Below are 26054 nucleotides of genomic sequence, written 5' to 3' on the forward strand. Positions count from 1 at the left end.
GAACCGTCGCCGTGCGGGAGAGCGTCGGCGATCGAGGATGGATGATGCCTGATACGGTCGTGCTCGATGCCATCGCGCCGACGACGCCGGCGGCCGGTGGGCCGGACACGGTCGTCGCCATCCCCGTGCGCAACGAGGCCGAGCGCATCGGCTTCTGCCTTGACGCCCTCGATGCGCAGCAGGGCCTGGCCCCGGGCCGCCTCGGCATCGTGCTCTTCCTCAACAACTGCACGGACGACACCGCCCGCATCATCGCCGAGCTGGTGCCGCGGCTTTCCGTGCCGGTGCGGGTGATCGAAATGGAATATGCCGGCGCCCATGCCGGCTGGGCCCGGCGCAAGGCGATGGACGCGGCCGCCGGCTGGCTCGGCGGCGCCGGCACCATCCTGTCCACCGACGCCGACAGCCGCGTGCCGCCGGACTGGGTCTTCGCCAACCTGCGCGCGCTCGCGGCCGGCGCCGACGCGGTCGCGGGCCGGGTCGAGCTGATCCCCGAGGAGGCGGCCCTGCTGCCGCCCTCGCTCCCGGCCCGCGGACGCCTGGAAGACGCCTACAGCGCGCTCCTGACCGAGGCGGAGGCGCGGATCGACCCCGATCCGAACGACCCGTGGCCGTGCCACCGCACCACCATCGGCGCGACGCTCGCCGTCAGCCGCGACGCCTACGCCCGGGTCGGCGGCATGCCGGAGATCGCCCTCGGCGAGGACGGCGCCTTCGTCGCCCGCCTCCTCGCGCACGGGTTCCGGGTCCGCCACGACCCGGCGGTGTTGGTGTTCATCTCCGCCCGCCTCACCGGCCGGGCGCCGGGCGGGGTTGCCGACACCATCCGCTCCCGCTGCGAGGATCCCGGCGCGCTCTGCGACGCGCGACTCGAACCGGTGCCGCGCGCGCTCCATCGCTACCTCTGGCGCCGCCGCCTGCGCCGGCTCCATGCCTCCGGCCGGCTCGGGACGAGCACGGCCTGGGCGCGCCGCCTCGGCATCCCGGCGGACGAGGCGGCGCGGATCGCCGCCCTCCCCCTTGTCGGCCAGGTCGTCGCGGAGGCCGAGCGCGCCAGCCCGAAGCTGAAGCACGCGCCGCTGAGCGTCGCGCGACTGCCCGGCCAGATCCGGCTCGCGAAGGCGGTGCTGCCGGTCGTGCGGGCGTTCGCATCGGTTCGGGACCGATGGGAGGGGCCAGTGGCTGTCGCGGCGTCGACATCGGCAGGGGCGGTCACGCGGGCCATGCCCTGAACCAGGTAAGGCGCCGGTCCCCTCTCCCGGTGGCCTCAGGCCCGCGCCGGCGCGGGCGCCGGCGACTTCGCCTTTCCAAGCCCCAGCACCAGGGCGCAGCCGATGGCGGAGAGGATCACCAGCGGCATCAGCCCCAGCGGGTAGCTTCCCGTCGCGTCGTTGATGACGCCGAGGAGGTAGGTGCCGAGGAACCCGCCGATGTTGCCGATGGCGTTGATCTGGGCGATGCCGGCCGCGGCCGCGCCCGCCGAGAGCCATTCGGTCGAGAGCGCCCAGAACGGGCCCTTCACGGTGTAGGTCGCGGTGTTGGCGAGGCACAGGATCAGGATCGTCGGCCAGAGCTGGCTCGTCAGCACAGACGCGGCGAGGCTGGCGGCCAGCAGCCCGAGCGGCAGCGCGGTGTGCCAGACGCGCTCGCGCCGCCTGTCCGAGGACCGCCCCCAGACGATCATCAGCACCGAGGCGATGCCGAAGGGGATCGCGTTCAGCAGCCCGGTCTCGAGGTTGGTCAGGCCGAAGGACTTGATGATCTGCGGTTGCCACAGCGACAGGCACTGGCTCGCCCCGGAGGCGCCGGCGTAGATCAGCGAGGCGGCGAGCACGTAGCGGTTGGTCATCACCTGCCGCAGCGAGAGGTGGCCGGCGGGCCTCCTCGCGCCCTCCACCACCGAGGCCCGGTCGTCGGCCAGGCGCTCGGTGAGCCAGGCGCGCTGCTGCGGCGTCAACCAGCTCGCGCGGGCGGGGCCGTCCGGCAGCAGGACGAAGGCGAGGATGCCGAGCAGCACCGCCGGCACCGCCTCGATGAGGAACAGCCACTGCCAGCCGCGGAAGCCGAGCATCCCGTCGGTGCCGAGCAGCCAGGCCGAGAGCGGCGACCCGAGGAAGCTCGAGATCGGGATCGCGACCATGAAGATCGCCACGATCCGCCCGCGATAGGCGCGCGGGTACCAGTAGGTCAGGTAGAGGATCACGCCGGGGAAGAACCCGGCCTCGGCCGCCCCGAGCAGCAGACGCACCGCGTAGAACGAGACCGGGCCCACGACGAAGGCCATCCCGGCCGAGACGAGCCCCCAGGTGATCATGATCCGCGCGAGCCAGATGCGGGCGCCGAAGCGCTCCATCGCGACGTTGCTCGGCACCTCGCACAACACGTAGGACACGTAGAACAGGCCGCCGCCGAGGCCGAACTGCGCCGGCGACAGGCCGATGTCCTGGTTCATCTGCAGGGCGGCGAAGCCCGCGTTCACCCGGTCGACGAAGGCGACGAAGTAGGCCAGCATCAGGAACGGCAGGATGCGCCACGTCACCGTGCGCAGGGTGGCGCGCTCGATCGCGCCGATCTCCGCCTGAGCCATGGTCCGTCACTCCCTCGCGTCGCCGGCGCATCCGGCGTTCCACGAACCCGGCACCCCTCGGCCGGGGACGATCGCGACACCGCCGCCCCCCTGTCAACGGCTGCCGGGTGCGGCGCCGCGGGCGCGATGCGACGGCGAGGCACCAGGCGGCGCCAGGCAACGTTCCGCCCGCTCATCCCGTTGTCGCGACGACCGATCCGTCCCGAGACGAGGCGCAAGGCGATGGCGACGAGCCCCGACGGCTTACCCCCTGCCCTTCCCGGGCGGCGGGAGGTGATCGACACGGCGGCTGGCCGGGTGAGCGTCTACGGCTCGGCCGAGGCCGAAGGGATGCCGCTGCTGCTGATCCATTCGATCAACGCCGCCGCCAACGCCTACGAGGTCCGCCCGCTCTACCTGCATGCGCAGGGGCGGCGCCCGGTCTACGCCCTCGATCTGCCGGGCTTCGGCTTCTCCGAACGTTCGCGCCGGCTCTACAACCCGCGGGTGATGGCGGACGCGATCCACGCCGTCGCCGACGCGATCGCGCGCCGGCACGGCGGCGTCCGCATCGACGCGATCGCGCTCTCGCTCTCGGCCTCCTACCTCGCCCGCGCCGTGGTCGAGCGGCCGGAGGCCTATCGTGCGATCGGCCTGATCAGCCCGACCGGGTTCGACCGGCGCCTCTCCGGGCGCGGGCCGGCGGGCGGCGACCGCGGCAGCCCGCGCGTCCGTGCGATCGTCGATTCGCGCCTCCTCGGGCCGGCGCTGTTCGCCCTCCTCGTCAGCCGCCCGAGCATGCGCTTCTTCCTGCAGAAGACCTTCGGCTCGAAGCGGATCGACGAGGGGCTGTTCGCCTACGACTACCGCTCGGCCCACCAGCCCGGGGCGCGGCACGCGCCCTACTGCTTCGTGGCCGGCCACCTGTTCCCGACCGACGCCACCACGCTCTACGAGGCGCTGACGCTCCCGGTGCTGATGCTCCACGGCAGCCGCGGCGACTTCGTCGACTTCCGCGACGCGCCGCGCTTCGCCGCCCGGCCGAACTGGACGATCCGGGCCCTGCCGACCGGGGCCTTCCCGCATTTCGAGGACCCGGCGACGGTGACGGGGCTCTTCGACGGGTTCTTCGCCGGCCTCGCCTGACCGCTCAGGCCGCGGCGACGCGATAGCGGAGCCAGACCACCCCGCCGGACAGGGTCTCGCAGGATCTCAGCTCGAGCCGGCGCTTGGCCCCGAGCGAGTCGGCCTCGGTGCCGTCGACGTCGAACACCGCGGGCGTGCCGCGAAGGCCGTCGACGGCCGGGGCGAGCAGCAGGCTGAGCTCGTCGATCACGCCGGCCCGCAGCATCGAGCCGTTGAGGCCGCCGCCGCCCTCGACCAGGAGGCGGGCGATGCCGAACAGGCGGCCGAGCTTCTCCACCGCCAGCGCGAAGTCGATCGTCTCGGTGCCGGCGAACAGGTAGGATTGCCCGCCCGCCCGCAGGCGTCTCAGATGCGCGTCGGGGACGGCCTCGGTCAGGACCACCACCACGTGATCGCCGGTGATCTCGTTCCGCGCGCCCCAGTCGAGGCGACCCTTCGCGTCGAGGGCCACCGCGTAGCCGGACGCGTCGCGCCGGGCGACGTGGTCCTCGCGCGGCACCGGGCCGTCATCGGCGGGCGGGGCGGCGAGCGGCGTGGCGCTGTCGGCGTAGCCCTGCATGGTGACGCGGCCGCACATCCAGGCATCGCCGTCGAGGCGCGCGTGCACCGTCTCGTAATGGTCGTCGGCCTCGATCCCCCAGCGGCGGGTCTTGATCCGCCCGTCGACGGAGCTGGTCATGTGGCAGATCACGTGCGGTCTGGCGGTCTCGGCCATCGTCGGGTCTCCTGCGGACGGGTCGCCGCCGGAACTAGCCCGCGACGGCCCTTCGCACAGGGGCCGCTCAGCTGACGCGCCAGCGTGATTCGAAGCCGATCAGGCGCGCCGCGCCCAACGCGGCGCTCTCGGCGCACTCGGCCGGGATCCGGCGCCACGCCGGAGGCCTGCGGAAATCGAAGCGGCGCATCGTCTCGCGCATCAGGAGCGCGATCTGCGCCTCGGTCTCCGGCGGGATCGGCCGCCCGGCCCACTCGTTCGGCGCCCGTGCCGGCGCCGCGGCGACGACGCGATCCCACGGCAGGCCCCAGGCGAGGTCGGCGAAGCGCGCGCAGGTGGCGGCGAAGCGGTCGGCGATCTCCTCGGCGAGGTCCGGAGCGTCGCCGCGGAACGGCTCCGGATCGAGACCGCGCGACCACGCCGCCTGGTCGAGGACGTGGCCGATCCGGCGCGGGTGGCCCTCCACCTGGCGGTGGACCCGGAGGTGCCGCAGGCGGCGCGAGGCCTCGACGGCGAGCGGCCCGGAACTGCGGTTGGTCACGGTCCGCAGGGCGTCGGCGTCCATCATCGGCGCGAGCCGCGCGGTCAGCCCGAGCGCGGCGACGAACCGCTCGACCAGCGTCGCGTCGGAGCGCGCGTCGCGCAGCGGCACGGCGATCACGGCGCCGTCCGTCGCCCGCGCCCAGGGCGCGATCAGCGCGCGATAGTCGAGCCGCCCGGAGCGGCGGTTCGCACGAGCGTATTCGCGGAAGCTGCGCGGCTCCTTCACCAGCTGCGCGCGGTGGGCGTAGGCGGAGTTCAGGAACTCGAACGGCGGCTTGACCGCCATCACGACATCCATCGCGAAGCCCCGGCGGGCGAACGCCTCGGACAGCGTCCGGGGCACGCCGAAGCTCGGCCGCTGCACCGAGAAGTCCTCGTAGGACAGGATCACCGTGTCGGCGTCCGTCTCGGACAGGACGCGATCGAGGCGCGCGAGCATCGCGCGGCGCTCCGCCTTCGGCCGCCGCCCGTCGAGCGCCTCGCCCAATCCCTGGTGGTTGACGTCGGACCCGGGCTGGGCGCCTTCGGGTGCGAGGTCCGGGTAGAGCAGGCCGGCTTCCGCTAGCCGCGGCCGCAGGTTGGCCAGCACCTGCTGCAGCGATGTGGACCCCGTCCGGGGCATTCCGATATGGATGATCGCGCGACGCACCGTCGATCGCCTCCCTGTCCTGATCCCTGGCCGTCGCGGACCGTCCGCGCGGCCGTCCGTCCCCCAAGATCCCCCTCGGTTCCGATGATCGACCTGACGCTCGAGGCCGCCCGCACCATCGTCGCCACCGCCCTGGAGACGGCGCGAACGCGCGGCCTGAAGCCGCTTGCGGTGGTTGTATATGACGATCGCGGTTCTCTAAAATGTGTCCAGGCGGAGGACGGCACCTCGCTCCGCCGCGCCGAGATCGCGATGGGCAAGGCCAACGGCGCGCTCGCGCTCGGCCTCGGCTCGCGGGCGATCCACGCCCGCGCCGAGGCGCAGCCCTACTTCGTCGCCGCGGTGAGCCACGTGGTCGGGCCGGCGGCCCTGGTGCCGGTCCCGGGCGGCGTGCTGGTCCGTGCGGCCGACGGGCGCCTTCTCGGCGCCGTCGGCATCTCCGGCGACACCTCGGACAACGACGAGATCTGCGCGGTCGCCGGCATCGAGGCCGCCGGGCTCGTGCCCGAGACCGGCGCCTGAGCCGATGCGCCTGCCGCGCCGTGGCTGGCTGACCGGCGCCGGCGCCCTGCTGCTCGGGGGCTCGGCCGGGGCCGGAGCGGCCCCGGAGGCCACGTATCGGCGCGGCAACGACGCCGATCCCGAGACCCTCGATCCGCATCGCTCCTCGACGGTGGCCGAGGCGCACATCCTGCGCGACCTCTACGACGGCCTTCTCACCTACGACAATCGCGGCGCCATCGTCCCCGGCGCGGCGGAATCCTGGCGCATCTCGGACGATGCGCTGACCTACACCTTCACCCTGCGCGAAGGCGGGCGCTGGTCGAACGGCGATCCGGTCGAGGCCGAGGCCTTCGTCTATTCCCTGCGCCGCATCCTCGCGCCGGAGACGGCGGCGAAGTACGCCGAGGTGCTGTTTCCGATCCGCAACGCGGCCGCTATCAACCGCGGCGCGATGCCGGCGACGGCGCTCGGCGTCGCGGCGCCGGACCCTCGCACGCTAACGATCGCGCTGGAGGCGCCGACCCCCTACCTCCTCGAATTGCTGACGCACCAGACCGCGCTGCCGGTGCACCGCCCCTCGGTCGAGCGCTTCGGCGACGGCTTCACCCGGCCGGGCAACCTGGTCTCGAACGGCCCCTATGCCCTGGCGGATTCGGTGCCGAACGACCGCATCGTGCTCAGGCGCAACCCACATTTCCACGCGGCGGCCGAGGTCGCGATCGCGCAGGTCGCCTTCGTGCCGACGCCGGACCTCTCGAGCGCGGTGCGCCGCTACGATGCGGGCGAGCTCGATTCGCTGGCCGACCTGCCGGGCGACCAGATGGCGTCGCTCCGCCGCCGCTTCGGCGATCAGGTGGTGCTGGGACCCTCGCTCGGGCTCTACGCCCTGGCGGTGAACACGCGCAAGCCGCCCTTCGACGACGTCCGCGTCCGCCGCGCCCTCTCGCTGGCGCTCGACCGCGAATACCTCGCCGCGGCGTTGTGGGGCGGCACCATGAGCCCGGCCTACTCGCTGTGCCCGCCCGGCCTCGACAACTACCGGACGCCGCCGGAGACCGAGGGGCGCACCCGCCTCCCCATCGACAACGAGGACACGGCGAGGCGCCTGCTCACGGAAGCGGGCTTCGGGCCGGATCGGCCGCTGCGCGTCGAGTACCGCTTCAACACCAGCGACAACAACCGCAACACCGCCGTCGCCGTCGCCGAGATGTGGCGCGGCCTCGGGATCGAGACCCGGTTCGTCTACACCGACGCCAAGACCCACTTCGCCTACCTGCGCGACGGCGGCGACTTCGACGTCGCCCGCATGTCCTGGATCGCCGACTACTCGGACCCGCAGAACTTCCTGTTCCTGCTCACCACCGGCAACGACGGCATGAATCCCGGCCACTGGTCGAACCCCGCATACGACGCCCTCCTGGCCGAGGCCGCCGCCGAGCGCGACCTCGCCGCCCGCGCCGGCCTGCTGTCCCGCGCCGAGAGCCTCGCGATGCGCGACCTGCCTTGGATCCCGGTGATGCACACGCGCTCGAAGGCCCTGATCTCGCCGCGCCTGCACGGCTACGTGCCGAACCTGCGCAACGCCGCGCCGACGCGGTTTCTGCGGCTGGTGGGCTGAGCGCGTGTCCCCGGCGCTTGTCTCGCCGGGGCGGGGGACCGATACAGGGCGGGACCATCGGCAGCGGAGCATTCCATGAACGACGTCGCACCGCCGGCGCCCGACCCGGCCCGCTCCAGGCGTCACCCGATCCTGCTCGGGGTCTTCGTGTTCGCGATGCTGTTCTTCGGCGATCTCTACCTCAACCACGGCACGAACCTCGCCGTCACGCTGCCGGCCTCGCTCGGGATCGGGATCTGGGCCGGGTATCGCGAAGCGCGACGGGCGTGAACGCTCCGACGCGGCATCGTCGCCTCCGACGCCCCGATCGCCCATGACCGGCTACGTCCTGCGCCGGCTGCTGCAGGCGGTCCCGACCCTGTTCGTGGTGATCGCGGCGAGCTTCTTCCTGATGCGGCTCGCGCCCGGCGGCCCATTCGACCTGGAGCGGCCGCTGGCACCGGCGGCCATGGACAACCTGCGGCGGGTCTATGGGCTCGACCAGCCGCTGGCGGTGCAGTTCGGGCGCTACCTCGCCGCCCTGGCGTGGGGCGATCTCGGGCCGTCCTTCTCGTTTCGCGACCTCACCGTCGCGGACCTGTTCGCCCGCGGCCTGCCGGTCTCGATGATCCTGGGCGGCTTGGCGCTCGCCGTCTCGCTGATCCTCGGGGTCGGCCTCGGCGCGCTGGCGGCCTACCGCCGCGGCGGATGGCTCGACCGCCTCGTCGGGGCGGGCGCCTCCCTCGGCCTCTCGGTGCCGAGCTTCGTCGTCGCGCCGCTGCTGCAGATCGCCTTCGGCCTGTCGTTGCGCTGGCTGCCGGTGAGCGGCTGGGAGGGCGGCGCGCCGACGCATCTCGTGCTGCCGGTGATCACCCTGGCGCTGCCGCAGGCCGCGGGCATCGCCCGGCTCACCCGCGCGGCGATGGCGGAGGCGCTGCGCGCGCAGCACGTGCGGACGATGCGCAGCCTCGGCCTCCCGCCCTGGCGCGTCGCCCGCCACGCGCTGCGCGGCGCGCTGCTGCCGGTCGTCGCGATCCTCGGGCCGCTCTCGGCCGCCCTGCTCACCGGCTCGGTGGTGATCGAGACCATCTTCGGCCTGCCCGGGATCGGCCGCTACTTCGTCGAGGGCGCGCTGAACCGCGACTACACGCTGGTGATGGGGACGGTGGTGCTGGTCGCGGTCCTCGTCGTCGCCCTCAACCTCGTCGCCGACCTCGTCTCCGCGTGGCTCGACCCGCGCCTGCGGCTGCACGCGTGAGCCTACCCCCGCGCCTGCCGCCGACGCGCCGCGCGCTGCTGCGGCTCTCGCGCCATCGCGGCGCGACGGCGGCCTTCGCCGTGCTTGTCCTGCTGACGCTCGCCTGCCTCGTCGGCCCTTTCCTCACCGGCCATGCGCCGGAGCGGACCTACCCCGACCTGCGCCAGCTTCCCCCCGGCTTCGCGGCGCAGCCCGACGCGGATCATCTGAGGCCGGCGCTCGATCGCCTCGCCTTCCGCATCCGCGCCGCGGTCGCGCAGGCCGAGATGGCGGACGGCGTGCTCCGCCTCGTGCTGGCCTCGGAGGCGCCCATCGACGCGCGCGGCCTCGTCTACCTGCCGCGCTCCGACCTGTTCGGCGAGCCGCGCATCGTCGCCCGCGACGACGAGGGGCGGCGCCTCACCGTCGCGGTACCGGTCCGCAAGCTGCACTTCCTCCTCGGCACCGACGTGCACGGGCGCGACCTGCTCAGCCGCAGCCTCGTGGCCGGCCGCGTCTCGCTGCTGATCGGGCTCACCGCGACGCTGGTCGCCCTCGGCGTCGGCATCGTCTACGGCGCCGTGGCGGGCTTCGCCGGCGGGGCCGTCGACGCCGCGATGATGCGCGTCGTCGACATCCTCTATGCCCTGCCGTTCGTGTTCTTCGTGATCGTGCTGGTGGTGTTCTTCCGCGCGAGCCTCGTGCTGATCCTGATCGCGATCGGCGCCGTGGAATGGCTCGACATGGCCCGTATCGTCCGCGCCCAGACGCTGGCGCTGCGCCGCCGCGACTTCGTCCGCGCGGCCGAGGCGCTGGGGCTCTCGGCCGCGACCATCATGCGCCGGCACATCGTGCCCAACACCCTCGGGCCGGTGACGGTGGCCGCCACGCTGCTGGTGCCGCGGGTGATCCTGCTCGAAAGCTTCCTGTCGTTCCTCGGCCTCGGGGTGCAGGAGCCGGCGACGAGCTGGGGCGTGCTGATCGCGGAGGGCGCGCGCAGCCTCGAATCCGCCCCCCACATGCTCGCCGGGCCGGCGGCGTTCTTGGTCGCGACACTGGTCGCGCTCAACCGGCTCGGCGACGGGCTGGCCGACGCGCTCGATCCGCGCGCCGACGCCTGACGCCCGCGCCCGGCGATGTCACCGCATCTCGGTATAGGCCGGGTAGACCTGCCGGACGCGGCGGCGCTCCTCGGGGATCGGCATCGCCGGGCGCACCCGCGCCTGCGCGGCCGCGGGCAGGACGATGTTGGTCTGGGCCGGGCGCAGGCGCCAGCGGTCGGCGCCGGACATCGCGACCGGCTGCCGGTCCCGGGCGAGCGTCGCGTCGGCGCCGTGCGTCGGCACGATGGCGAGGCCGGCGAGCGCGGCCGTGCCCAGGATCGCCACGCGCAGGCAGGGGCCGAGGCGGCGGGCTCCGGAACGGGCGGCCAAGGAATGGCGGGGCGGGAGGCGACCGGTCTTGCGGACGTCGGGGCGAGGCTTCATGGGGAGCATCCACGGTGATGCCGCCATCAAAGCCCGCAACGATGAAAGCTCGGCCGAACCTTTTGTTGGTCTCCGCCGTTCTGAACAGCAGTCTCGAGTCAAGGTAAACACAGTCATGGCGACCAAAGTCGAGACGGCCTCGGGCGAGAAGACGCCCGAGCGCGCCCCCATGGGCACGGTCGTCGACACCGACATCTCGGCGCGACTGGACCGGCTGCCCTGGGGCCGGTTCCACGTCCTCGTCATCGTGGCGCTCGGCATCACCTGGGTGCTCGACGGGCTCGAGGTGACGCTCGCCGGGGCGCTGGTCGGGGCGCTGCGCAAGGCGCCGATGAGCTTCACCGAGTTCGACGTCGGCCTGGCCGCCTCGTCCTACCTCGTCGGCGCGGTCACGGGGGCGCTCGGCTTCGGCTGGCTCACCGACCGCATCGGCCGCAAGAAGCTGTTCTTCATCACGCTTGCCCTCTACCTCGCGGCGACCGCGGCGACGGGCCTGTCGTGGAACGTCTATTCCTTCTGCATCTTCCGCTTCCTCACCGGCGCCGGCATCGGCGGCGAGTACACCGCGATCAACTCGACGATCCAGGAGCTCGTCCCCGCCCGCGTGCGCGGTTGGACCGATCTCGTCATCAACGGCTCGTTCTGGATCGGCGCGGCGCTCGGCTCCTTCCTGTCGATCGTCCTGCTGAAGCCCGAGGTGATCGACCCGGCCTGGGGCTGGCGCGTCGCGTTCTTCACCGGCGGCGCCATCGGCCTCGTGATCCTGCTGCTGCGCACCTGGATCCCCGAGAGCCCGCGCTGGCTCGCGACGCACGGCTACACGGCGGAAGCCGACCGGGTCGTCACCGGCATCGAGAAGCGCTTCACCGACGAGGGCCACACCCTGCCGCCGGTCGACGCGGGCAAGCGCATGAAGCTGCGCACCCGCAGCCACACGCCGCTCTCGGAGGTGTTCGGGACGATGTTCGGCACCTCGCGCCGGCAGACGTTCGTCGGGCTGTCGCTGATGATCGCGCAGGCGTTCTTCTACAACGCGCTGTTCTTCACCTACGCCCTGGTGCTGGAGCGCTTCTACGGCGTGCCCGGCGGCAGCGTCGGCTGGTACCTGCTGCCGTTCGCGCTCGGCTCCTTCCTCGGGCCGGTGCTGTTAGGGCGCCTGTTCGACACGGTCGGCCGCCGCCCGATGATCGCCTTCACCTACGGCATCTCCGCGCTGCTGCTCGCGGGCGCGGGGTACCTGTTCAAGATCGAGGTGTTCGGCGCCTGGGCGCAGACCGGCGTCTGGATGGTGGTGTTCTTCTTCGCCTCCGCCGCCGCGAGCGCCGCCTACCTCACGGTGGCTGAGACCTTCCCGCTGGAGATCCGGGCGCTGGCCATCGCCGGCTTCTACGCGATCGGCACCGGCATCGGCGGCGTGTCTGGGCCGCTGCTGTTCGGCTCGCTCGTCGAGACCGGCTCCCGCGACGCGGTCTTCGGCGGCTACCTCGTCGGCGCCGCGCTGATGGCGGTGGCCTCGATCGTCGGCGGCCTCTTCGGCACGGCGGCCGAGGGGCGGTCCCTGGAGGACGTTTCGAAGCCGCTCGCGGCGGCGTGACGGCTCGTCCCGCGCGCTATGATCTGGCCGGGCGGCGTTAAGATCACGCCCCCCGGCGCCAAACCTGCCCGTGATAGACGAAGGTCTCGCCCTCGCTCGCCAGGGCCGCGAGCCCGGTGAAGGCGGGGTCGTGGACCGTGATGACGCTGGTCGGGATCGCCCGCATCATCGCGGCGAACGGCGCCTTCCGCTCGAAGGAATCGCGGAAGCCGCCCTGCTGCAGCAGCTTGACGATCCGCGGGGCGATGCCGCCGCCGATATAGACGCCGCCGGTGGCCAGGAACGTCAGGGCGAGGTCGCCGCAGACGCGGCCGAGCACGCTACCGAACAGCTCCAGCGCCTCGGCGGCATGCGGGTCGGAGGCGTCGAGCCCGGCCTGGGTCACCGCCGCCGGCTCGATCTTCTCCGGCGGCTCGCCGGTCCTGACGTGGCGCACCGCGGCGTGCAGGCGGGCGAGGCCGGGGCCGGAGAGCACGGTCTCGACGGTGATCCGGTCCTCGACGCGCTCCAGCGCGTGCCAGACCTTCTCCTCGAACGCGTCGGCGGGGCCGATATCGGTGTGGCCCGCCTCGGTCGAGACGATCGCGAGGCGATCCGAATACGGCACCAGGGCCGCGGCGCCGAAGCCGGTGCCGGGCCCGAGCACGACGCGGGCGCCCCCGGGCGCGTGCCCGGTCGGCCCGATCGGGGTCAGGTCGTGCGGCGCGATGCCGGCGGCGCCGGCGGCGACCGGGACGTAATCGTTCACGACGACGGACGAGTCGAGGTCGAAATCGGCGCCGATCTTCGCGCCCTCGATCACCCAGTGGGCATTGGTGAGCTGCACCTTCGGGCCGTCGACCCGGCCGGCGATGGCCAGGATCGCCGAGCGCGGCGGCTTTCCGCCTTCATCGCCCTGCTTGGCCAGCGCCGCGCGGATGGCGCTCGACGGGTCGGGGTGGCGCGCCGTCTCCTCGTGCGAGAGCGGGCGCGGCGCGGCGCCCTTGGAATCGACCACCGCGAACCGGGCGTTGGTGCCGCCGATATCGCCGACGAGGACCGGAAACGCGAACATGCGGTACCCTTTCCCGATCGACGCGGGCCGTCCCGGCCGACGCGTCGCTGTCTGTCCGATGGAGCCGCCGGCGCGGCTCAGGCCGCCGGCAGCGTGTCCGGGTCGATGATCCCGCCCGCCGCCCAGCTGCCAAGCAAGGCGTGCACCGCGTTCGGGTCGGCCAGGCGCCGCGCGGCCGCGGTCTCGCCGGGCCCGATGCGGATGCCGAGGCCGCCATACGCCGCGACGCTGGCGAACGCGATCTCGTCGGTGCGGTCGTCGCCGAGGAACACCGCGCGGCGGCCGGCATAGGGGGCGTGCTCGAGGAAGGCGCGGATCGCGTGCGCCTTGGTGGCCGAGGCCGGCACGATCTCGCCGACCGCCTTCCCGAGCTGGAGCCGGTACTGGCCCGACAGCTCGGTGGCGATCGCCGTGACCGCGGCCTCCGCCCGCTCGGCATCGGCCGGGTTCGCCAGGCGCCAGTGCACGGCGACCGAGGCGCCCTTGTCCTCGATCAGCACCGCGTCGAGGTCGGCGACCAGGGCCCGGAGCCGAGGCATCCGCGCACGCAGCTCCGGATGGTCGTCCGGGCTGCCGCCGGTGAGGACGCCGTCGACCCGGCGCTCGACCCCGTGCAGCCCGGCGACGTCGAAGGCGGCGGGTGCGAGGAAGTCGTCGATCACCGAGACCGGGCGCCCGGTCACGATCGCCAGCGCCCCGTCGAGCCGGGCGTGCAGCGCCTGGAGCATCGGCACCAGCCCGGGCTCGACCCGGACGAGGTCCGGCCGCGGCGCGATCTCGACCAGGGTGCCGTCGAAATCGAGGAAGAGGGCGATGGGCGTGTCCAACGGCGGCGCTCCGGGCTGTCGGGTCGGGGCTAGCACGCCGCGCGTTTTCGGCAAACGCATCTTCGCGGCGCCCTATGTTTCGGACGAGACGAACCGAGGACGACGCGATGCATCCGACCCCATCCCCGACGAAGCCCGGTGAGGAGAGCGTGTGGGCCTATCCGCGCCCGCCCCGGCTGGAGCCGGTCGCCGCGACGCTGAAGGTCGTCCTCGGCGGCCGCACCATCGCCGAGACGCGGGCCGGGTTTCGCGTGCTCGAGACCAGCCATCCGCCGACCTACTACTTCCCGCCCGCCGACGTCGCCGAGGGCGTGCTCGGGCCGGCGCACCGGGCCGGGATCTGCGAATGGAAGGGCCGCGCGGTGCTGTTCGACGTGACGGCGGGCGGCGCAGCGATTCCCGGCGCGGCTGTTCCCGGTGCCGCTTGGGCCTATCCCGATCCGACGCCGGATTTCCGCGCCATCGCCGGCTACGTCGCCTTCTATGCCGGCCCGATGGAGGCCTGCACCGTCGGCGGCGTCCGCGCGGAGCCGCAGCCGGGCGGCTTCTACGGCGGCTGGATCACCCCCGGCATCGTCGGCCCGTTCAAGGGCGGCCCTGGAACAATGGGCTGGTGAGCCTCGGGAGCTGTCCCGCCGCCCCAGGACCGCTACATCGGGCGCCGGGAACAAGGAGCACGGCATGAGCGATGCGATCGACGGAAGGCCGCAGGACGTCGGCATCGACCCGGGACGCCTGGAACGGATCGACGGCTGGATGCGCAGCCTCGTCGCGGAGCGCAAGCTCGCCGGGTTGTCGGTGAGCGTGGCGCGGCGCGGGCACACGGTGTTCCAGCGCGCCCACGGCCTCGCCGACCTCGCCCGCAGGACGCCGTTCACCACCGACACAGTGACGCGGATCTACTCGATGACCAAGCCGCTGACCTCGGTCGCGGTGATGCAGCTCTACGAGGAGGGCCGGTTCCAGCTCGACGACCCGGTCGCGCGCTTCCTGCCGGAGTTTTCCGAGATGCGGGTCGCGACCGGCGGCAACCGCGCCAAGCTCGAGACCGAGCCGGCCCGCCGCCCGATCACCATCCGCGACCTGCTCACCCATACCGGCGGCCTGACCTACGGCTTCATGGAATCGACCCTGGTCGATGCGCTCTACCGCCAGCAGGGCGCCGACTTCCTGCGCCCGGATGCGAGCCTCGCCGAGGTGGTGGCGACCGTGGCCCGGCTCCCGCTCCTGTCGCAGCCCGGCGAGGCGTGGAACTACAGCGTCTCGACGGACGTGCTCGGCCACCTCGTGGCCGTCGTCTCGGGGCGCGACTTCGCGGATTACCTGCGGGACGCCGTGCTCGCGCCGCTCGGCATGATCGATACCGATTTCTTCGTGAGACCCGAGAACATGGGGCGGTTCGCCGCGAACTACGTCTACGATCGCACCCGCACGCTGACGCTCTACGACGACGCGGTCGAGACCCATTTCGCCAAGCCTCCGGCGATCGCCGGCGGCGGGGGCGGCCTCGTCTCGACGGCCTCCGACTACCTGCGCTTCTGCCGGTTCATCCTGAACAAGGGCGAGCTCGACGGCGCGCGCCTGCTCGGGCGCAAGACGGTCGAGCTGATGACGATGAACCACCTGCCCGGCGACCTCGCCGCGGTCGGCACGCCGCGCTTCGCGGAATCGTCCTATCACGGCATCGGCTTCGGGCTCGGCTTCTCGGTGATGCTCGATCCGGCCAAGGCCCAGATCGTCGGCACGCCGGGCGAGGTCGCCTGGGGCGGCATGGCCTCGACCGCGTTCTGGGTCGATCCGGCCGAGGAGCTCGCGGTGGTGCTGCTGACGCAGCTCGTCCCGTCCTCGGCCCTGCCGATCCGAAAGGAGCTGCGGGTGCTGACCTACGCCGCGCTGACCGATTGACACGGGATCGGGGCGCGGGGGAGCATTCTCGAGCGAGGCGGATGCCCACGCGCGTGAGGATAACGCGACCACACGACGAAACAGAGCGTCTCCCGTGATCCAGGGATCACGGGAGACGCTCTCGTGGTCGACAGCGCCTTCTTTCTGCGGCGCCTATTCGTCGGCGGGCGCGGCCGCGGGCGGCGTGCCGGCGGCCGGAGCCGGCTTCGCGCCGGGCTTCGCCGCCGCGGGCTTGGCGGCGGTCGAGCCGGTCGCGGCCGGCTTGGCGGCCATGTATTCCGGATCGGTGCGCGGGCCTCCCGGACCGTTCGTCGGCCCGGTCATCTGGCCGGCGACCACGTCGGTCACGCGGTTCCAGGTCTGCGACTTGCACAGGAAGGCGATCAGGCAGCCGCGGACGGTCAGCTCCTCCGGGGTGTCGGACCAGATCGTCACGTCGTAGGACTTGCCGTCCTCGGAATTGTAGATCTTGCCCTCGTAATGGGCGTCGGCGTTCGGCTTCAGCCCCATGATGAGCTGGTGGCCCAGCGATGCGCGCGTCTGCTTGCTCGCGTCGGGGTTCTTGAAGTCGACCCGCGGCTGGCCCTTGTCGTTGAGCGGCACCTTCAGCCACACGACGTAGCCGCACAGGCTCTTGTTGCTCGGGCCGCACTTCTCCACTCGGATGCGGGCACGCCCGTCCTCGGTGAGCCACGTGCCGCTCGGGTCCGCGGGCGTCGCCGCGTGCGCGATGCCCGAGAGCATTGCCAGCGCCATCGCACGCCCGGCCCAGGCGCTGATTCCCGCGCCGATCCGTCGAACCGTCATACCCACTACTCCTTCCGCGCGCCCGCGCCGTGGCCTTCGCCCCGCCCGCGTGCCCAATCTCTGGGCCCCGCCATCCGCTCGGAACATGACGGGATCATGGCCGTGCCTCGGCGCGCCGTGCCGCACGGCCGATGACGGGAGCGACCCGCTTCGGCTAAGCCTGCCATCCATGATCGTTCGCCCCCGTCCCAACCTCTTCGCCATCCTGTTCACCCTGCGCGGCTCGATCCTGCCGCGGGTGGCGCTGAAGGTCCTCGGGCTGACGGCCTTCGCCGCGCTGGTGGTCGCGGTCGAGCAGCGCGTTCCGGAACGGTTTCCGGTGACGGCCGGGATCGGCCCGTTCACCCTGATCGGGCTGGCGCTCTCGATCTTTCTCAGCTTCCGCAACAACGCCTGCTACGAGCGCTGGTGGGAGGCCCGGAAGGCGTGGGGCGCGCTGATCGTCGAGATGCGCGGCTTAAGCCGGACCCTGGTCGCCCTCCTGCCCGGCCCCGAGCACGATGCGGTCCGCCGCACCGGTCTGCGCCGGCTCGCGGGCTTCGGCCACGGCCTGCACGCGCGGCTGCGCGGCCTCGACGAGGCGGCCGCCGTCGCGCCCTGGCTGCCGCCGGGCGAGGTCGCGCGCCTGCGCGCCTGCCCGAGCCCGACCGATGCGGTGCTCGCCGGCCTGACCCGCGACCTCGCGGGCGCGTATCGCGACGGGCATCTCACCGACGTGCTGTTCGGCGTCCTCGAGCGCAAGGTCTCGGACCTGTCGGCGATCCATACCGCCTGCGAGCGGATCCACGGCACGCCCCTGCCCTTCGCCTACACCCTGCTGCTGTACCGCACGGCGTGGCTTTACTGCCTGTTGCTGCCGTTCGGGCTGTCGGCCTCGCTCGGCTGGGCGACGCCGGTCGCGACCATGCTGGTGGCCTACACCTTCTTCGGCCTCGATGCGCTGGGCGACGAGCTGGAAGAGCCCTTCGGCCTGGAGGCGAACGACCTGCCCCTCGATGCGATGCTGCGCACGGCCGAGCGCACGGTGCTCGACGCCCTCGGCGAGCCGCTTCCGCCCGCGATGGAGCCGGTGCGCTACCGATTGGATTGAGCGTGCGGGCCGGCGACCGTCTCGCTCACGTCCGCGACGGGGCCGCGTCCGGCCCGGGCCCGAGCCGGCGCTGCATCAGCACCGTGCCGAGCCAGCGCCCGTGCTTGTGGCCGACGTTCTCGAGCACGCCGGCATGCGCGAAGCCCAGGCCCGCATGCAGCGCCACCGACGCCTCCGAGCCCGGATCGGTGATCACCGCCACCATCACCCGCGCGTCGATCGCCTCGCAGGCTGCGATGAGCGCCGCCAGCAGGGCGCGGCCGATCCCGACACCGCGCGCGGCCTCGGCGACGTAGACCGAATCCTCCACCGTCGAGCGATAGGCCGCGCGCGCGCGATAGGGGCCGGCATAGGCGTATCCGCAGACCGCGCCGTCGCGCTCGGCGACGAGGTAGGGATAGCCGTCCGCGACGAGCGCCATCCGCCGCCGCGCCATCTCGGCCAAAGTCGGCGGCTCGGTCTCGTGCTCGCGGTGCCGTTCGTCACCGCGTCGGCGTAGATCCGGGCGATCGCGGCGATGTCGGCGTCGACGGCCGGGCGCAGGTCAGGCGTCATCGATCCGCTCACGCAAAAAAGGGGCCGGCGCGACGGCGCCGGCCCCTGCGGTCGATCGTTCGGCGATCCCTTCGGGATCGCGCGGGGATCACTCGGCCGCGGTCATCTCGGCGGTGAAGTGGCCGCACCAATCCTGCGAGGCCACCACCGGCCACAGGCCCTTGGACTCGGGAGCCGGCTGGCTCACCGGCGGGTTGAAGCGGCACAGGCCCTGATCGCCGACGGCGGAGGCGCCGTTGGTCTTGTGGTCGTCGAAGAAGCGGCAGCTGTTGCAGGAGGCGTTGGTCGAGGTCATCGGGTTTCTCCGGTTCGGGCGTCTGTCGCGGGCTGTCGGAACCGTCACCGGCCCCGTCGTCCGTCTGCAGTTCTTAATTAGAACAGCTCCAATATGGCGTCAACCGGCGAGTCCCGGCGGGGTTCCCGTTTTCGAGCGCGACCGGTGGAAACCGGTACGGTGCGTGCAGAAGCAACGCTGGACGGCAGCGGCGCCCCTTCCGGAACGCCGGTCGTCGCGGCCCGCCTGTCACCCGGCGCGGGCCTGCGAGCGGCGAGCGTCATCGACTCGCCATGGGCCCTCCCCTAACGTCCGGGGCGGGACCGGCGTCGGTGCCGGTCCGGAGGGTCCCCGCCCATGGTGCTGGAAACCGAATCGGCGCTGGAATCGGCCACCGCCCTGGCGACGAGCGAGGCGAAATCCGCCCGCACCGACCTGATCGAGGCGGCGGCATCGATCGTGGGCGGCCGCGGCGGACCGGGCGGCTTCGTCCGCGACCTGTTCGGCCGGGTGCCGCCGGAGGACCTGGCGCCCTACCCGGCCGAGGCGCTGGCCGACCTCGCGATCGCCGCGCGTGCGCATCTTGCGGTGCCGCGCGCCACGGGTTCGGCGGCGAACCTGCGGCTCGTCGACGTCGCCGTGCCCGGCCCCGGGCGCACCCGCGAGCTGACCGTCGTCGAGGTCGTCAACGACAACCGCCCCTACCTGCTCGACTCGACCCTGGCGGAGCTGACCGAGCAGGGCCTGACGCCCCACCTCGTCGCCCACCCGATCCTCGGCGTCGAGCGGGACGCCGACGGGGCGCTCGTCCGCGTCGTCGGGGAGACCACGGCGGACGCCCACGGCGCCCTGCTGCGCGAGAGCTTCATCCACATCCACCTCGACCGGCTCGATGCCGGCGAGGCGCGCGAACGCCTCGAAGCCGGCCTCGCGCAGGTCTTTCGCGATGTGGCCCTGGTCACCGACGACCACGACGCGATGCTGGCCCGGCTCGGCGCGCTCGCCGAGGGCTACGGCCGCAATCCCCCGCCGCTGCCCGAGGGCGAGGTCGCCGAGGCGCGCGCCTTCCTCGAATGGCTGCGCGACGGCCACTTCACGCTGCTCGGCATGCGCGAGCACGCGCTGCCCGGCGAGCGGGCGGCCGAGGCCGAAAGCCTCGGCATCCTGCGCGATCCGGGCCTCGCCGTGCTGCGCCGCGGGCGGGCGCTCGTGGACATGACGCCGGAGATCGTCGCGTTCCTCGAGGAGCCGCACGCGCTGATCATCACCAAGGCGAGCCTCAAGGCCCGCGTCCACCGCGCGGCGCATCTCGACTACGTCGCGGTCAAGCTGTTCTCCGCGACGGGTAAGCTCACCGGCGAGGTCCGCATCGTCGGCCTGTTCACCGCCGCGGCCTACACCGCGCTCGCCCGCGAGGTGCCCTATCTCCGCGGCAAGGTCGCGGCCGTGGTCGAGAAGGCCGGCCTCGACCCGACGAGCCATGCCGGGCGGGCGCTCCTCGCCGTGCTGGAGACCTACCCGCGCGACGACCTGTTCCAGATCGACGTGGACCGGCTGTTCCGCTTCACCCTCGCCATCGCCAACCTCGCCGACCGGCCGCGCATCCGCGTGCTGTCGCGGACCGACCGGTTCGGGCGCTTCGTCTCGCTCCTCGTCTACGTGCCGAAGGACCGCTACGACTCGATCGTGCGCGCCCGCATCGGCGCCTATCTCGCCCAGGAATACGGCGGCCGGCTCTCGGCGACCTATCCCGACCTGCCCGACGGGCCGCTGGCCCGGATCCACTACATCGTCGGGTTCTCCGAAGCCGGCGCGCCGGAGCGCGACCCCTCGGTGCTGGAGGCCGGCATCGCCGCCCTGGTGCGGACCTGGGGCGACGCGCTGCGCGCCGCGCTCACGGAGGCCATGGGCGGATCCGAGGCGCGGGCGCTGGCCGCCCGCTACGGCGAGGGCTTTTCCGCGGCCTACCGCGAGAACTTCTCCGCCGAGGTCGCCATCGCCGACATCGCCATCCTCGAATCCCTGTCCGAGGACCGCCCGCGCGCCGTCGCGATCGACCGCCGCGACACCGACCCGGCGGCGCAGGTGCGCCTGAAGGTGTTCTCGCGCGGGGCGTCGCTGCCGCTGTCCGACCGGGTGCCCGGCCTGGAGAACCTCGGCTTCCGGGTGATCAACGAGCGGACCTACAGCGTGCTGCCGGCGGGGAGCGACACCAAGGTCTGGCTGCACGACATGCTGCTGGAGCGCGCCACCGGTGCGGCCATCGAGATCGGCCCGCTCGAGGCGCCGCTGGAGGCGGCGATGCTCGCCATCGCCGCGAACCAGGCCGAATCCGACGGCTACAACCGCCTCGTGCTGGAGGCCGGCCTCGCCTGGCGCGACGTGGCGCTGCTGCGCGGCCTCGGCCGCTACCTGCGCCAGCTCCGCGTGCGCTACGGCCAGGACTACCTCGCCGCGACCTTGAGCCAGCATCCCGGCATCGCCCGCCAGCTCGTCGCGCTGTTCCACGCCCGGTTCGACCCGGCCGCCGGGGGCGACCGCGGGGCCGCCGAGGCGGCGGTTCGCGAGGGCATCGAGGCGGCGCTCGCCGACGTGACCAGCCTCGACGAGGACCGGATCCTGCGCCGCTTCGTCAACCTCTTGGAGGCCGCGGTCCGCACCAACTTCTTCCAGAAGGCCGCCGACGGCACCCTGCGCGAGACGATCGCCTTCAAGTTCGCCTGCGCCAAGGTGTCGGGCATGCCGCTGCCGCGGCCGTTCTTCGAGATCTTCGTCTATTCGCCCCGCGTAGAAGGGCTGCACCTGCGCTACGGCTACGTCGCGCGCGGCGGCCTGCGGTGGTCCGACCGGCCGGAGGATTTCCGCACCGAAATTCTGGGGTTGGTGAAGGCGCAGCAGGTCAAGAACGCGGTGATCGTGCCGGTGGGCGCCAAGGGCGGGTTCTTTCCCAAGCGCCTGCCGCCGGCCTCGGATCGCGCCGCATGGCTGGCGGAGGGCACCGAGAGCTACCGCATCTTCATCCGCACGCTCCTGGAGCTCACCGACAACTTCGTCGCCGAGGGCATCGCGCCGCCGGCCGACACCGTGCGGCACGACCCCGACGACGCCTACCTCGTGGTCGCCGCCGACAAGGGCACCGCGACCTTCTCCGACATCGCCAACGCGCTCTCGCTGGAGCGCGGGCACTGGCTCGGCGACGCCTTCGCCTCCGGCGGCAGCCAGGGCTACGACCACAAGGGCATGGGCATCACCGCCCGGGGCGCCTGGGAGGCGGTGAAGCGCCACTTCCGCGAGATCGACGTCGACACGCAGGCTGATCCGGTGACGGTGGTCGGCGTCGGCGACATGTCGGGCGACGTGTTCGGCAACGGCATGCTGCTCGCGCGCACCCTGAAGCTGGTGGCGGCCTTCGACCACCGCGACATCTTCCTCGATCCGACGCCCGACATGGCGGCGAGCTTTGCCGAGCGCAAACGCCTGTTCGACCTCGGCCGGTCGAGCTGGGCCGACTACGACAAAAGCCTGATCTCGGCCGGCGGCGGCGTCTTCTCGCGCGCGCTCAAGGCGATCCCGCTCTCGGCCGAGATCCGGGCCGTGCTCGGGTTCGAGCGCGCCTCCGCCTCGCCCGCCGAGCTGATGCAGGCGATCCTCAAGGCGCCCGTCGACCTGCTCTGGTTCGGCGGCATCGGCACCTACGTCCGCGCCACCACCGAGACCGACGAGGAGGCCGGCGACCGGGCCAACGACGCCGTGCGCATCACCGGCCCGGAGATCCGCGCCAAGGCGGTGGGCGAAGGCGCCAACCTCGGGCTGACCCAGCGCGGGCGCATCGAGGCGGCGCGGGCCGGCGTCCGGCTCAACACCGATGCGATCGACAACTCGGCCGGCGTCAACACCTCGGACGTCGAGGTGAACATCAAGATCGCGCTGATGATCCCGGAGCGCGACGGCCGCCTCGATGCGGATGCCCGCAACGCGCTCCTCGTCGCGATGACCGACGAGGTCGCCCACCTCGTGCTGCGCAACAACGAGCTGCAGACGCTGGCGCTCTCGCTCGCCCAGCACCGCGGCCTCGGCGAGGCCGGCTTCGCGATGCGGACGATGCAGGCGCTGGAGGCGGAAGGCCGCCTCGACCGCGCGGTCGAGTATCTGCCCGACGACGCGACGCTGACCGAGCGCATGCGCCGCGGCGAGGGCCTGACGCGGCCGGAATACGCGGTGCTGCTCGCCTACGCCAAGCTCTCGCTCTACGACGCGGTGCTGGCGAGCCCGGTGCCGGACGACCCGTACTTCGACCGCGAGCTGCAGCGCTACTTCCCCAAGGCCCTGCGCGAGCGCTTCCCCGATGCGGTGAGGGGGCACCGTCTGCGCCGCGAGATCATCGCGACGGCGTTGTCGAACATCATCGTCAACCGCGGCGGCATCTCGCTCGTCACGCGGCTCACCGACGAGACCGGGGCGGACGCCGCCACCATCGCCAAGGCCTACGCCGTGACCCGCGACGCCTTCGGCCTGATGGAGCTGAACGCGGCCATCGACGGGCTGGCCGGGCGGATCGGCGGGCAGGCCCAGATCGGCCTCTACGCCGAGGTGCAGGACCTGCTGGTCAACCGCATCGTCTGGTTCATCCGCAATCTCGACCTCGCCGGCGGCATCGCGCCCCTGGTGGCGCGCTATCGCGACGGGATCGCCGCGGTGCTCGCGTCCCTCCCCGGCGTCCTCGGCACGGAGGCGAACGCGGCGATCGAGCGGCGGCGCGCCGACCTCGTCGGGCAGGGCATGGATGCGGAGCCGGCACTCCGCCTCGCCTCGCTGCGGGCGCTGACCTCGGCGCCCGACATCGTCCGCGTCGCCGGCACCAGCGGGCGGCCGGTCGCGGAGATCGCGGCGACGCACTTCGCGCTGGAGCGGGAATTCTCCCTCGACGCGCTCGCCGAAGCCGCCCGCGCGGCGCCGGTCTCCGACACCTTCGACCGCGTCGCGCTCGAGCGGGCGGTGGCCGGCATCTCGACCGCGCACCGGCAGCTCACCGCCGAGGTCGTCGGCGACATCGGCGCCGGCCCGGAGGCGGTCGCCGCCTGGGGCAAGGCCCGCGGCCCGTCGCTGGCCCGCATCCGCAGCGCGGTCGACGCCATCGCGGCCTCGGGGCTGACGGTCTCGAAGGCCACCGTCGCCGCGAGCCTGCTCGGCGACCTGGCACGAAGCTGACGCCGGATCGAGGACATGAAAAAGCCGGCCCGGCGCATGCGCGGGACCGGCTTTTCAGGGACCGGGCGGTTCGTATCGCAGGCTCAGAACGGGCCCATCCGCATGTCGAGCATGCGCTGGTTGTGCTCGAGCCAGAGGCGAAGCATCTGCGAGAACAGGCCGGGCTTCGGGGCAGGCTGGGTCATGGATCGCTCTCCGTGGGCGCGACGGCCGCAGGGCCGTCCGTTCGCTCCGAAGATGCCGATCATGGTGCGCTGCAACAATGGACAAGGTTGCACTTCGCGCATGCATCGGGCGCATGTGTGTAGCCAAATATTAACGGTTCGGCGTCGTCGCATGCGTGAGCGGCAGTATCCTGCAACCAGAGCGATAGCGTCCCCGCGGCGCGATCAGCCGGGGTGGACCGGCGCCGGCAGGACCGAGCGCGTCGGCCCCGACATCGCCGACAGCGCGAGGCCGAGCCCGAGGGCCGACACCGCGGCCGCGATCAGCGGCAGCTGGCCGTAGCCGACGCCCGCGGTCAGCGCGACGCCGCCGAGCCAGGCGCCGGTGGCGTTGCCGAGGTTGAACGCGCCCTGGTTCAGGGTGGAGGCGAGGTTCGGGGCGTCGCTGGCCGCCTCCACGACCCAGATCTGCAACGGCGAGACCAGGGCGAAGGCGAGCCCGCTCCAGACCACCAGCGCCGTCAGCATCGCAATCTCGAAGCGGGCGACGCCCGCCAGCAGGGCGAGGACGGCGATGAGGCCGAGGAAGCTGCCGATCACCGTGGCGGTGAGATTCCCGTCGGCGAGGCGGCCGCCGATCAGGTTGCCGGCGGTGAGGCCGATGCCGGCGACGAACAGCGCGCCGGTGACGCCGCGGGCGCTGAGCCCGGTCACCCCCATCAGGAGCGGCGTGATGTAGGTGAACACCGTGAAGAAGCTCACCGAGGACAGGGTCGAGACCAGCATCGGCCGCAGCACCGGCCAGCGCCCGAGCGCCCGGAACTCCCGGGCCAGCCCGCCGCGCGAGCCGGGGAGCCCGGCCGGCACGAACAGATGGATCGCCAGGCCCGCCGCGACGCCGATCGCCACCACCGCCCAGAAGGTGGCGCGCCAGCCCGCCGCCTGCCCCAGCGCGGTGCCGAGCGGCACGCCGAGCACGTTGGCCAGCGTCAGCCCGGCGAACATCAGCGACACCGCCTGGGTCCGCTTCTCCCGCGGGACGAGATCGCGCGCCACGATCGCGCCGATGCCGAAGAAGGCGCCGTGGGCGAAGGCGGTGGCAATGCGGGCGAGCATCAGCGTCGCGTAGGTGGGCGCGACGGCGCAGGCGACGTTGCCGGCCAGGAACACCGCCATCAGCGCGAGCAGCGCGGTCTTGCGCGGCAGGCCGGCGGTGGCGATGGCGACCAGCGGCGCGCCGATCACCACGCCCATCGCGTAGCCCGAGACCAGGTAGCCGGCCTGCGGGATGGTGACGCCGAAGCTCTGCGCCACCTCCGGCAGCAGGCCCATGATCACGAATTCCGTGGTGCCGATCCCGAAGGAGGCGACGGCGAGGGCGAGAATCGGCAGCGAGACCATGCATGGGCTCCGTTGGCACGGGGGCGAAGGCGCGGGCGCCGATCCCTTTTGTGCGGTGCGGTATGCCCCAACATGGCGGATCGCCCTCGGTTGCGGACCGGCGGGCAATGGGATTCAGCCTTGTTCCACGAACGGGTCTCAACCGTCGGGTGCGTCATCGCGCGATCGACCTGGGATAACCGGCGGGGTGCGTACACTGACGCCCGCCGGGCGGTGCCGGAGCGCCTACCATCGAGGCCGTTGCGCCTGGCGATCCTGCCGAAGCGCCCCTCGGTTTCGGTGGAGACGACGTGATGAAGGCCCTCATCCTGGCGGGAACGGCCCTCGGTGCCGCCCTGATCCTGCTTCCCGCTGGCGCGGAAGCGCGCCCGTACGGCGGCGGCTACGGCGCGCATGGCGGTTTCCGCAGCGGCGGCTACGGCGGATACCGCGGCGGTCTTGCCGGATACCGGGGCGGTTACGGCGGCTACCGCGGCGGCTATGGCCGGGGGATCGGCTACGGCCTCGCCGGCGCCGGGATCGGATTGGGTGTCGGGCTCGCCGCCGGCGCGCTGGCCGGCGGCTACGGCGGGTACGATTACGGCAGCAGCTACGGCTACGGCGGCGGATATGGCTACGGCGGTGGTTACGGCTACGGCGGCTACGCGCCCGCCTACGGCGGCGGGTATGGCGGCTATGCGCCCGCATCCTACGGCTACGGCAGCGGCTGCACCTGCGCGGGCTACTGATCG

22 protein-coding genes and 1 pseudogene are annotated in these 26054 nt (G+C 72.8%); 13 read left to right on the forward strand and 10 right to left on the reverse strand.

Going from position 1 to position 26054, the window contains the following annotated elements; translation table 11 throughout:
• Positions 1-71 precede the first annotated feature (71 nt).
• On the forward strand, positions 72-1232 hold the full coding sequence (locus ACFZ8E_RS16585; protein ID WP_405044396.1) for a glycosyltransferase: 1161 nt from the start codon (positions 72-74) through the stop codon (positions 1230-1232).
• Positions 1233-1267: 35 nt separating this feature from the next.
• On the opposite strand, the gene ACFZ8E_RS16590 is transcribed toward ACFZ8E_RS16585, so the two are convergent.
• Positions 1268-2587, reverse strand: coding sequence for an MFS transporter (locus ACFZ8E_RS16590; RefSeq protein WP_405043285.1), 1320 nt, complete (start codon positions 2585-2587; stop codon positions 1268-1270).
• Positions 2588-2809: 222 nt separating this feature from the next.
• Here ACFZ8E_RS16590 and ACFZ8E_RS16595 point away from each other — a divergent pair, with 222 nt between their 5' ends.
• Positions 2810-3712, forward strand: coding sequence for an alpha/beta fold hydrolase (locus ACFZ8E_RS16595; RefSeq protein WP_243946874.1), 903 nt, complete (start codon positions 2810-2812; stop codon positions 3710-3712).
• 4 nt (positions 3713-3716) lie between these two features.
• Here the strand turns inward: ACFZ8E_RS16595 and ACFZ8E_RS16600 are convergent, their stop codons facing one another.
• Both ACFZ8E_RS16600 and ACFZ8E_RS16605 read right to left on the reverse strand, forming a co-directional pair.
• Entirely contained in the window at positions 3717-4427 is a 711-nt protein-coding gene (locus ACFZ8E_RS16600) for a dihydrofolate reductase family protein (protein ID WP_243946872.1), read from the reverse strand.
• A gap of 67 nt (positions 4428-4494) precedes the next feature.
• Complete coding sequence (locus ACFZ8E_RS16605) at positions 4495-5592, reverse strand: hypothetical protein (protein WP_243946871.1); 1098 nt, start codon at positions 5590-5592, stop codon at positions 4495-4497.
• 111 nt (positions 5593-5703) lie between these two features.
• Between ACFZ8E_RS16605 and ACFZ8E_RS16610 the strand changes: the two genes are divergently transcribed.
• From ACFZ8E_RS16610 to ACFZ8E_RS16630, 5 genes are all read left to right on the forward strand, one after another.
• On the forward strand, positions 5704-6141 hold the full coding sequence (locus tag ACFZ8E_RS16610) for a heme-binding protein (protein ID WP_147729912.1): 438 nt from the start codon (positions 5704-5706) through the stop codon (positions 6139-6141).
• Positions 6142-6145: 4 nt separating this feature from the next.
• On the forward strand, positions 6146-7741 hold the full coding sequence (locus tag ACFZ8E_RS16615; RefSeq protein ID WP_243946869.1) for a peptide ABC transporter substrate-binding protein: 1596 nt from the start codon (positions 6146-6148) through the stop codon (positions 7739-7741).
• 75 nt (positions 7742-7816) lie between these two features.
• Positions 7817-8011 (forward strand): hypothetical protein, encoded by a 195-nt coding sequence (locus ACFZ8E_RS16620; protein ID WP_405043286.1) that lies wholly within the window; start codon positions 7817-7819, stop codon positions 8009-8011.
• Between the two features lie 43 nt (positions 8012-8054).
• Positions 8055-8978, forward strand: coding sequence for an ABC transporter permease (locus ACFZ8E_RS16625; RefSeq protein ID WP_405043287.1), 924 nt, complete (start codon positions 8055-8057; stop codon positions 8976-8978).
• Positions 8975-10078 (forward strand): ABC transporter permease, encoded by a 1104-nt coding sequence (locus ACFZ8E_RS16630; protein ID WP_243946867.1) that lies wholly within the window; start codon positions 8975-8977, stop codon positions 10076-10078. Before ACFZ8E_RS16625 ends, ACFZ8E_RS16630 begins: the two co-directional genes overlap by 4 nt.
• 18 nt (positions 10079-10096) lie before the next feature.
• Here ACFZ8E_RS16630 and ACFZ8E_RS16635 read toward each other — a convergent pair whose 3' ends face one another.
• Positions 10097-10444, reverse strand: coding sequence for a hypothetical protein (locus tag ACFZ8E_RS16635; RefSeq protein ID WP_243937528.1), 348 nt, complete (start codon positions 10442-10444; stop codon positions 10097-10099).
• 115 nt (positions 10445-10559) lie between these two features.
• Between ACFZ8E_RS16635 and ACFZ8E_RS16640 the strand changes: the two genes are divergently transcribed.
• On the forward strand, positions 10560-12038 hold the full coding sequence (locus ACFZ8E_RS16640) for an MFS transporter (protein WP_147843944.1): 1479 nt from the start codon (positions 10560-10562) through the stop codon (positions 12036-12038).
• Between the two features lie 43 nt (positions 12039-12081).
• Here ACFZ8E_RS16640 and ACFZ8E_RS16645 read toward each other — a convergent pair whose 3' ends face one another.
• Positions 12082-13035: a glucokinase gene (locus ACFZ8E_RS16645; protein ID WP_405043289.1), complete on the reverse strand. Its 954-nt coding sequence runs from the start codon at positions 13033-13035 to the stop codon at positions 12082-12084.
• A gap of 134 nt (positions 13036-13169) precedes the next feature.
• Positions 13170-13919: a trehalose-phosphatase gene (gene otsB, locus ACFZ8E_RS16650; RefSeq protein ID WP_243937524.1), complete on the reverse strand. Its 750-nt coding sequence runs from the start codon at positions 13917-13919 to the stop codon at positions 13170-13172.
• Between the two features lie 107 nt (positions 13920-14026).
• Here otsB and ACFZ8E_RS16655 point away from each other — a divergent pair, with 107 nt between their 5' ends.
• Together ACFZ8E_RS16655 and ACFZ8E_RS16660 are read left to right on the forward strand one after the other, a co-directional pair.
• A complete protein-coding gene (locus tag ACFZ8E_RS16655) occupies positions 14027-14536 on the forward strand; it encodes a DUF427 domain-containing protein (RefSeq protein ID WP_147728397.1) in 510 nt (169 codons plus the stop codon).
• Between the two features lie 64 nt (positions 14537-14600).
• Positions 14601-15824 (forward strand): serine hydrolase, encoded by a 1224-nt coding sequence (locus tag ACFZ8E_RS16660; RefSeq protein WP_147843947.1) that lies wholly within the window; start codon positions 14601-14603, stop codon positions 15822-15824.
• A 153-nt stretch (positions 15825-15977) separates the two neighbouring features.
• On the opposite strand, the gene ACFZ8E_RS16665 is transcribed toward ACFZ8E_RS16660, so the two are convergent.
• Positions 15978-16631: a DUF2147 domain-containing protein gene (locus tag ACFZ8E_RS16665; RefSeq protein WP_405043290.1), complete on the reverse strand. Its 654-nt coding sequence runs from the start codon at positions 16629-16631 to the stop codon at positions 15978-15980.
• A gap of 169 nt (positions 16632-16800) precedes the next feature.
• Here ACFZ8E_RS16665 and ACFZ8E_RS16670 point away from each other — a divergent pair, with 169 nt between their 5' ends.
• Positions 16801-17721 (forward strand): bestrophin family protein, encoded by a 921-nt coding sequence (locus tag ACFZ8E_RS16670; RefSeq protein WP_147858431.1) that lies wholly within the window; start codon positions 16801-16803, stop codon positions 17719-17721.
• A 25-nt stretch (positions 17722-17746) separates the two neighbouring features.
• On the opposite strand, the pseudogene ACFZ8E_RS16675 reads toward ACFZ8E_RS16670, so the two are convergent.
• A pseudogene (locus ACFZ8E_RS16675) lies at positions 17747-18276 on the reverse strand (GNAT family N-acetyltransferase).
• An 88-nt stretch (positions 18277-18364) separates the two neighbouring features.
• Positions 18365-18571 carry a hypothetical protein gene (locus ACFZ8E_RS16680; protein WP_147729034.1) on the reverse strand — a complete coding sequence of 69 codons (207 nt, stop codon included), beginning with the start codon at positions 18569-18571 and terminating at the stop codon, positions 18365-18367.
• Positions 18572-18907: 336 nt separating this feature from the next.
• Here ACFZ8E_RS16680 and ACFZ8E_RS16685 point away from each other — a divergent pair, with 336 nt between their 5' ends.
• Positions 18908-23758: an NAD-glutamate dehydrogenase gene (locus ACFZ8E_RS16685; RefSeq protein WP_405043291.1), complete on the forward strand. Its 4851-nt coding sequence runs from the start codon at positions 18908-18910 to the stop codon at positions 23756-23758.
• A 389-nt stretch (positions 23759-24147) separates the two neighbouring features.
• On the opposite strand, the gene ACFZ8E_RS16690 is transcribed toward ACFZ8E_RS16685, so the two are convergent.
• Positions 24148-25323, reverse strand: coding sequence for an MFS transporter (locus ACFZ8E_RS16690; RefSeq protein ID WP_243937520.1), 1176 nt, complete (start codon positions 25321-25323; stop codon positions 24148-24150).
• A 293-nt stretch (positions 25324-25616) separates the two neighbouring features.
• Between ACFZ8E_RS16690 and ACFZ8E_RS16695 the strand changes: the two genes are divergently transcribed.
• The gene (locus ACFZ8E_RS16695) at positions 25617-26051 is read left to right on the forward strand and encodes a hypothetical protein (protein WP_405043292.1); all 435 of its coding nucleotides are present in this window, start codon (positions 25617-25619) and stop codon (positions 26049-26051) included.
• Positions 26052-26054 lie beyond the last annotated feature (3 nt).

The sequence above is a fragment of the Methylobacterium sp. HMF5984 genome, assembly GCF_045033435.1.
Classification (GTDB): Bacteria; Pseudomonadota; Alphaproteobacteria; order Rhizobiales; family Beijerinckiaceae; genus Methylobacterium.

What these genes read in the sequence shown, in the direction of transcription:
- ACFZ8E_RS16590 (WP_405043285.1), bottom strand. Translation starts at nt 2,587, where the DNA reads ATGGCTCAGGCGGAGATCGGCGCGATCGAGCGCGCCACCCTGCGCACG.
- ACFZ8E_RS16595 (WP_243946874.1), top strand. Translation starts at nt 2,810, where the DNA reads ATGGCGACGAGCCCCGACGGCTTACCCCCTGCCCTTCCCGGGCGGCGG.
- ACFZ8E_RS16600 (WP_243946872.1), bottom strand. Translation starts at nt 4,427, where the DNA reads ATGGCCGAGACCGCCAGACCGCACGTGATCTGCCACATGACCAGCTCC.
- ACFZ8E_RS16605 (WP_243946871.1), bottom strand. Translation starts at nt 5,592, where the DNA reads ATGCCCCGGACGGGGTCCACATCGCTGCAGCAGGTGCTGGCCAACCTG.
- ACFZ8E_RS16610 (WP_147729912.1), top strand. Translation starts at nt 5,704, where the DNA reads ATGATCGACCTGACGCTCGAGGCCGCCCGCACCATCGTCGCCACCGCC.
- ACFZ8E_RS16615 (WP_243946869.1), top strand. Translation starts at nt 6,146, where the DNA reads ATGCGCCTGCCGCGCCGTGGCTGGCTGACCGGCGCCGGCGCCCTGCTG.
- ACFZ8E_RS16620 (WP_405043286.1), top strand. Translation starts at nt 7,817, where the DNA reads ATGAACGACGTCGCACCGCCGGCGCCCGACCCGGCCCGCTCCAGGCGT.
- ACFZ8E_RS16625 (WP_405043287.1), top strand. Translation starts at nt 8,055, where the DNA reads ATGACCGGCTACGTCCTGCGCCGGCTGCTGCAGGCGGTCCCGACCCTG.
- ACFZ8E_RS16635 (WP_243937528.1), bottom strand. Translation starts at nt 10,444, where the DNA reads ATGAAGCCTCGCCCCGACGTCCGCAAGACCGGTCGCCTCCCGCCCCGC.
- ACFZ8E_RS16640 (WP_147843944.1), top strand. Translation starts at nt 10,560, where the DNA reads ATGGCGACCAAAGTCGAGACGGCCTCGGGCGAGAAGACGCCCGAGCGC.
- ACFZ8E_RS16655 (WP_147728397.1), top strand. Translation starts at nt 14,027, where the DNA reads ATGCATCCGACCCCATCCCCGACGAAGCCCGGTGAGGAGAGCGTGTGG.
- ACFZ8E_RS16660 (WP_147843947.1), top strand. Translation starts at nt 14,601, where the DNA reads ATGAGCGATGCGATCGACGGAAGGCCGCAGGACGTCGGCATCGACCCG.
- ACFZ8E_RS16665 (WP_405043290.1), bottom strand. Translation starts at nt 16,631, where the DNA reads ATGACGGTTCGACGGATCGGCGCGGGAATCAGCGCCTGGGCCGGGCGT.
- ACFZ8E_RS16670 (WP_147858431.1), top strand. Translation starts at nt 16,801, where the DNA reads ATGATCGTTCGCCCCCGTCCCAACCTCTTCGCCATCCTGTTCACCCTG.
- ACFZ8E_RS16680 (WP_147729034.1), bottom strand. Translation starts at nt 18,571, where the DNA reads ATGACCTCGACCAACGCCTCCTGCAACAGCTGCCGCTTCTTCGACGAC.
- ACFZ8E_RS16685 (WP_405043291.1), top strand. Translation starts at nt 18,908, where the DNA reads ATGGTGCTGGAAACCGAATCGGCGCTGGAATCGGCCACCGCCCTGGCG.
- ACFZ8E_RS16690 (WP_243937520.1), bottom strand. Translation starts at nt 25,323, where the DNA reads ATGGTCTCGCTGCCGATTCTCGCCCTCGCCGTCGCCTCCTTCGGGATC.
- ACFZ8E_RS16695 (WP_405043292.1), top strand. Translation starts at nt 25,617, where the DNA reads ATGAAGGCCCTCATCCTGGCGGGAACGGCCCTCGGTGCCGCCCTGATC.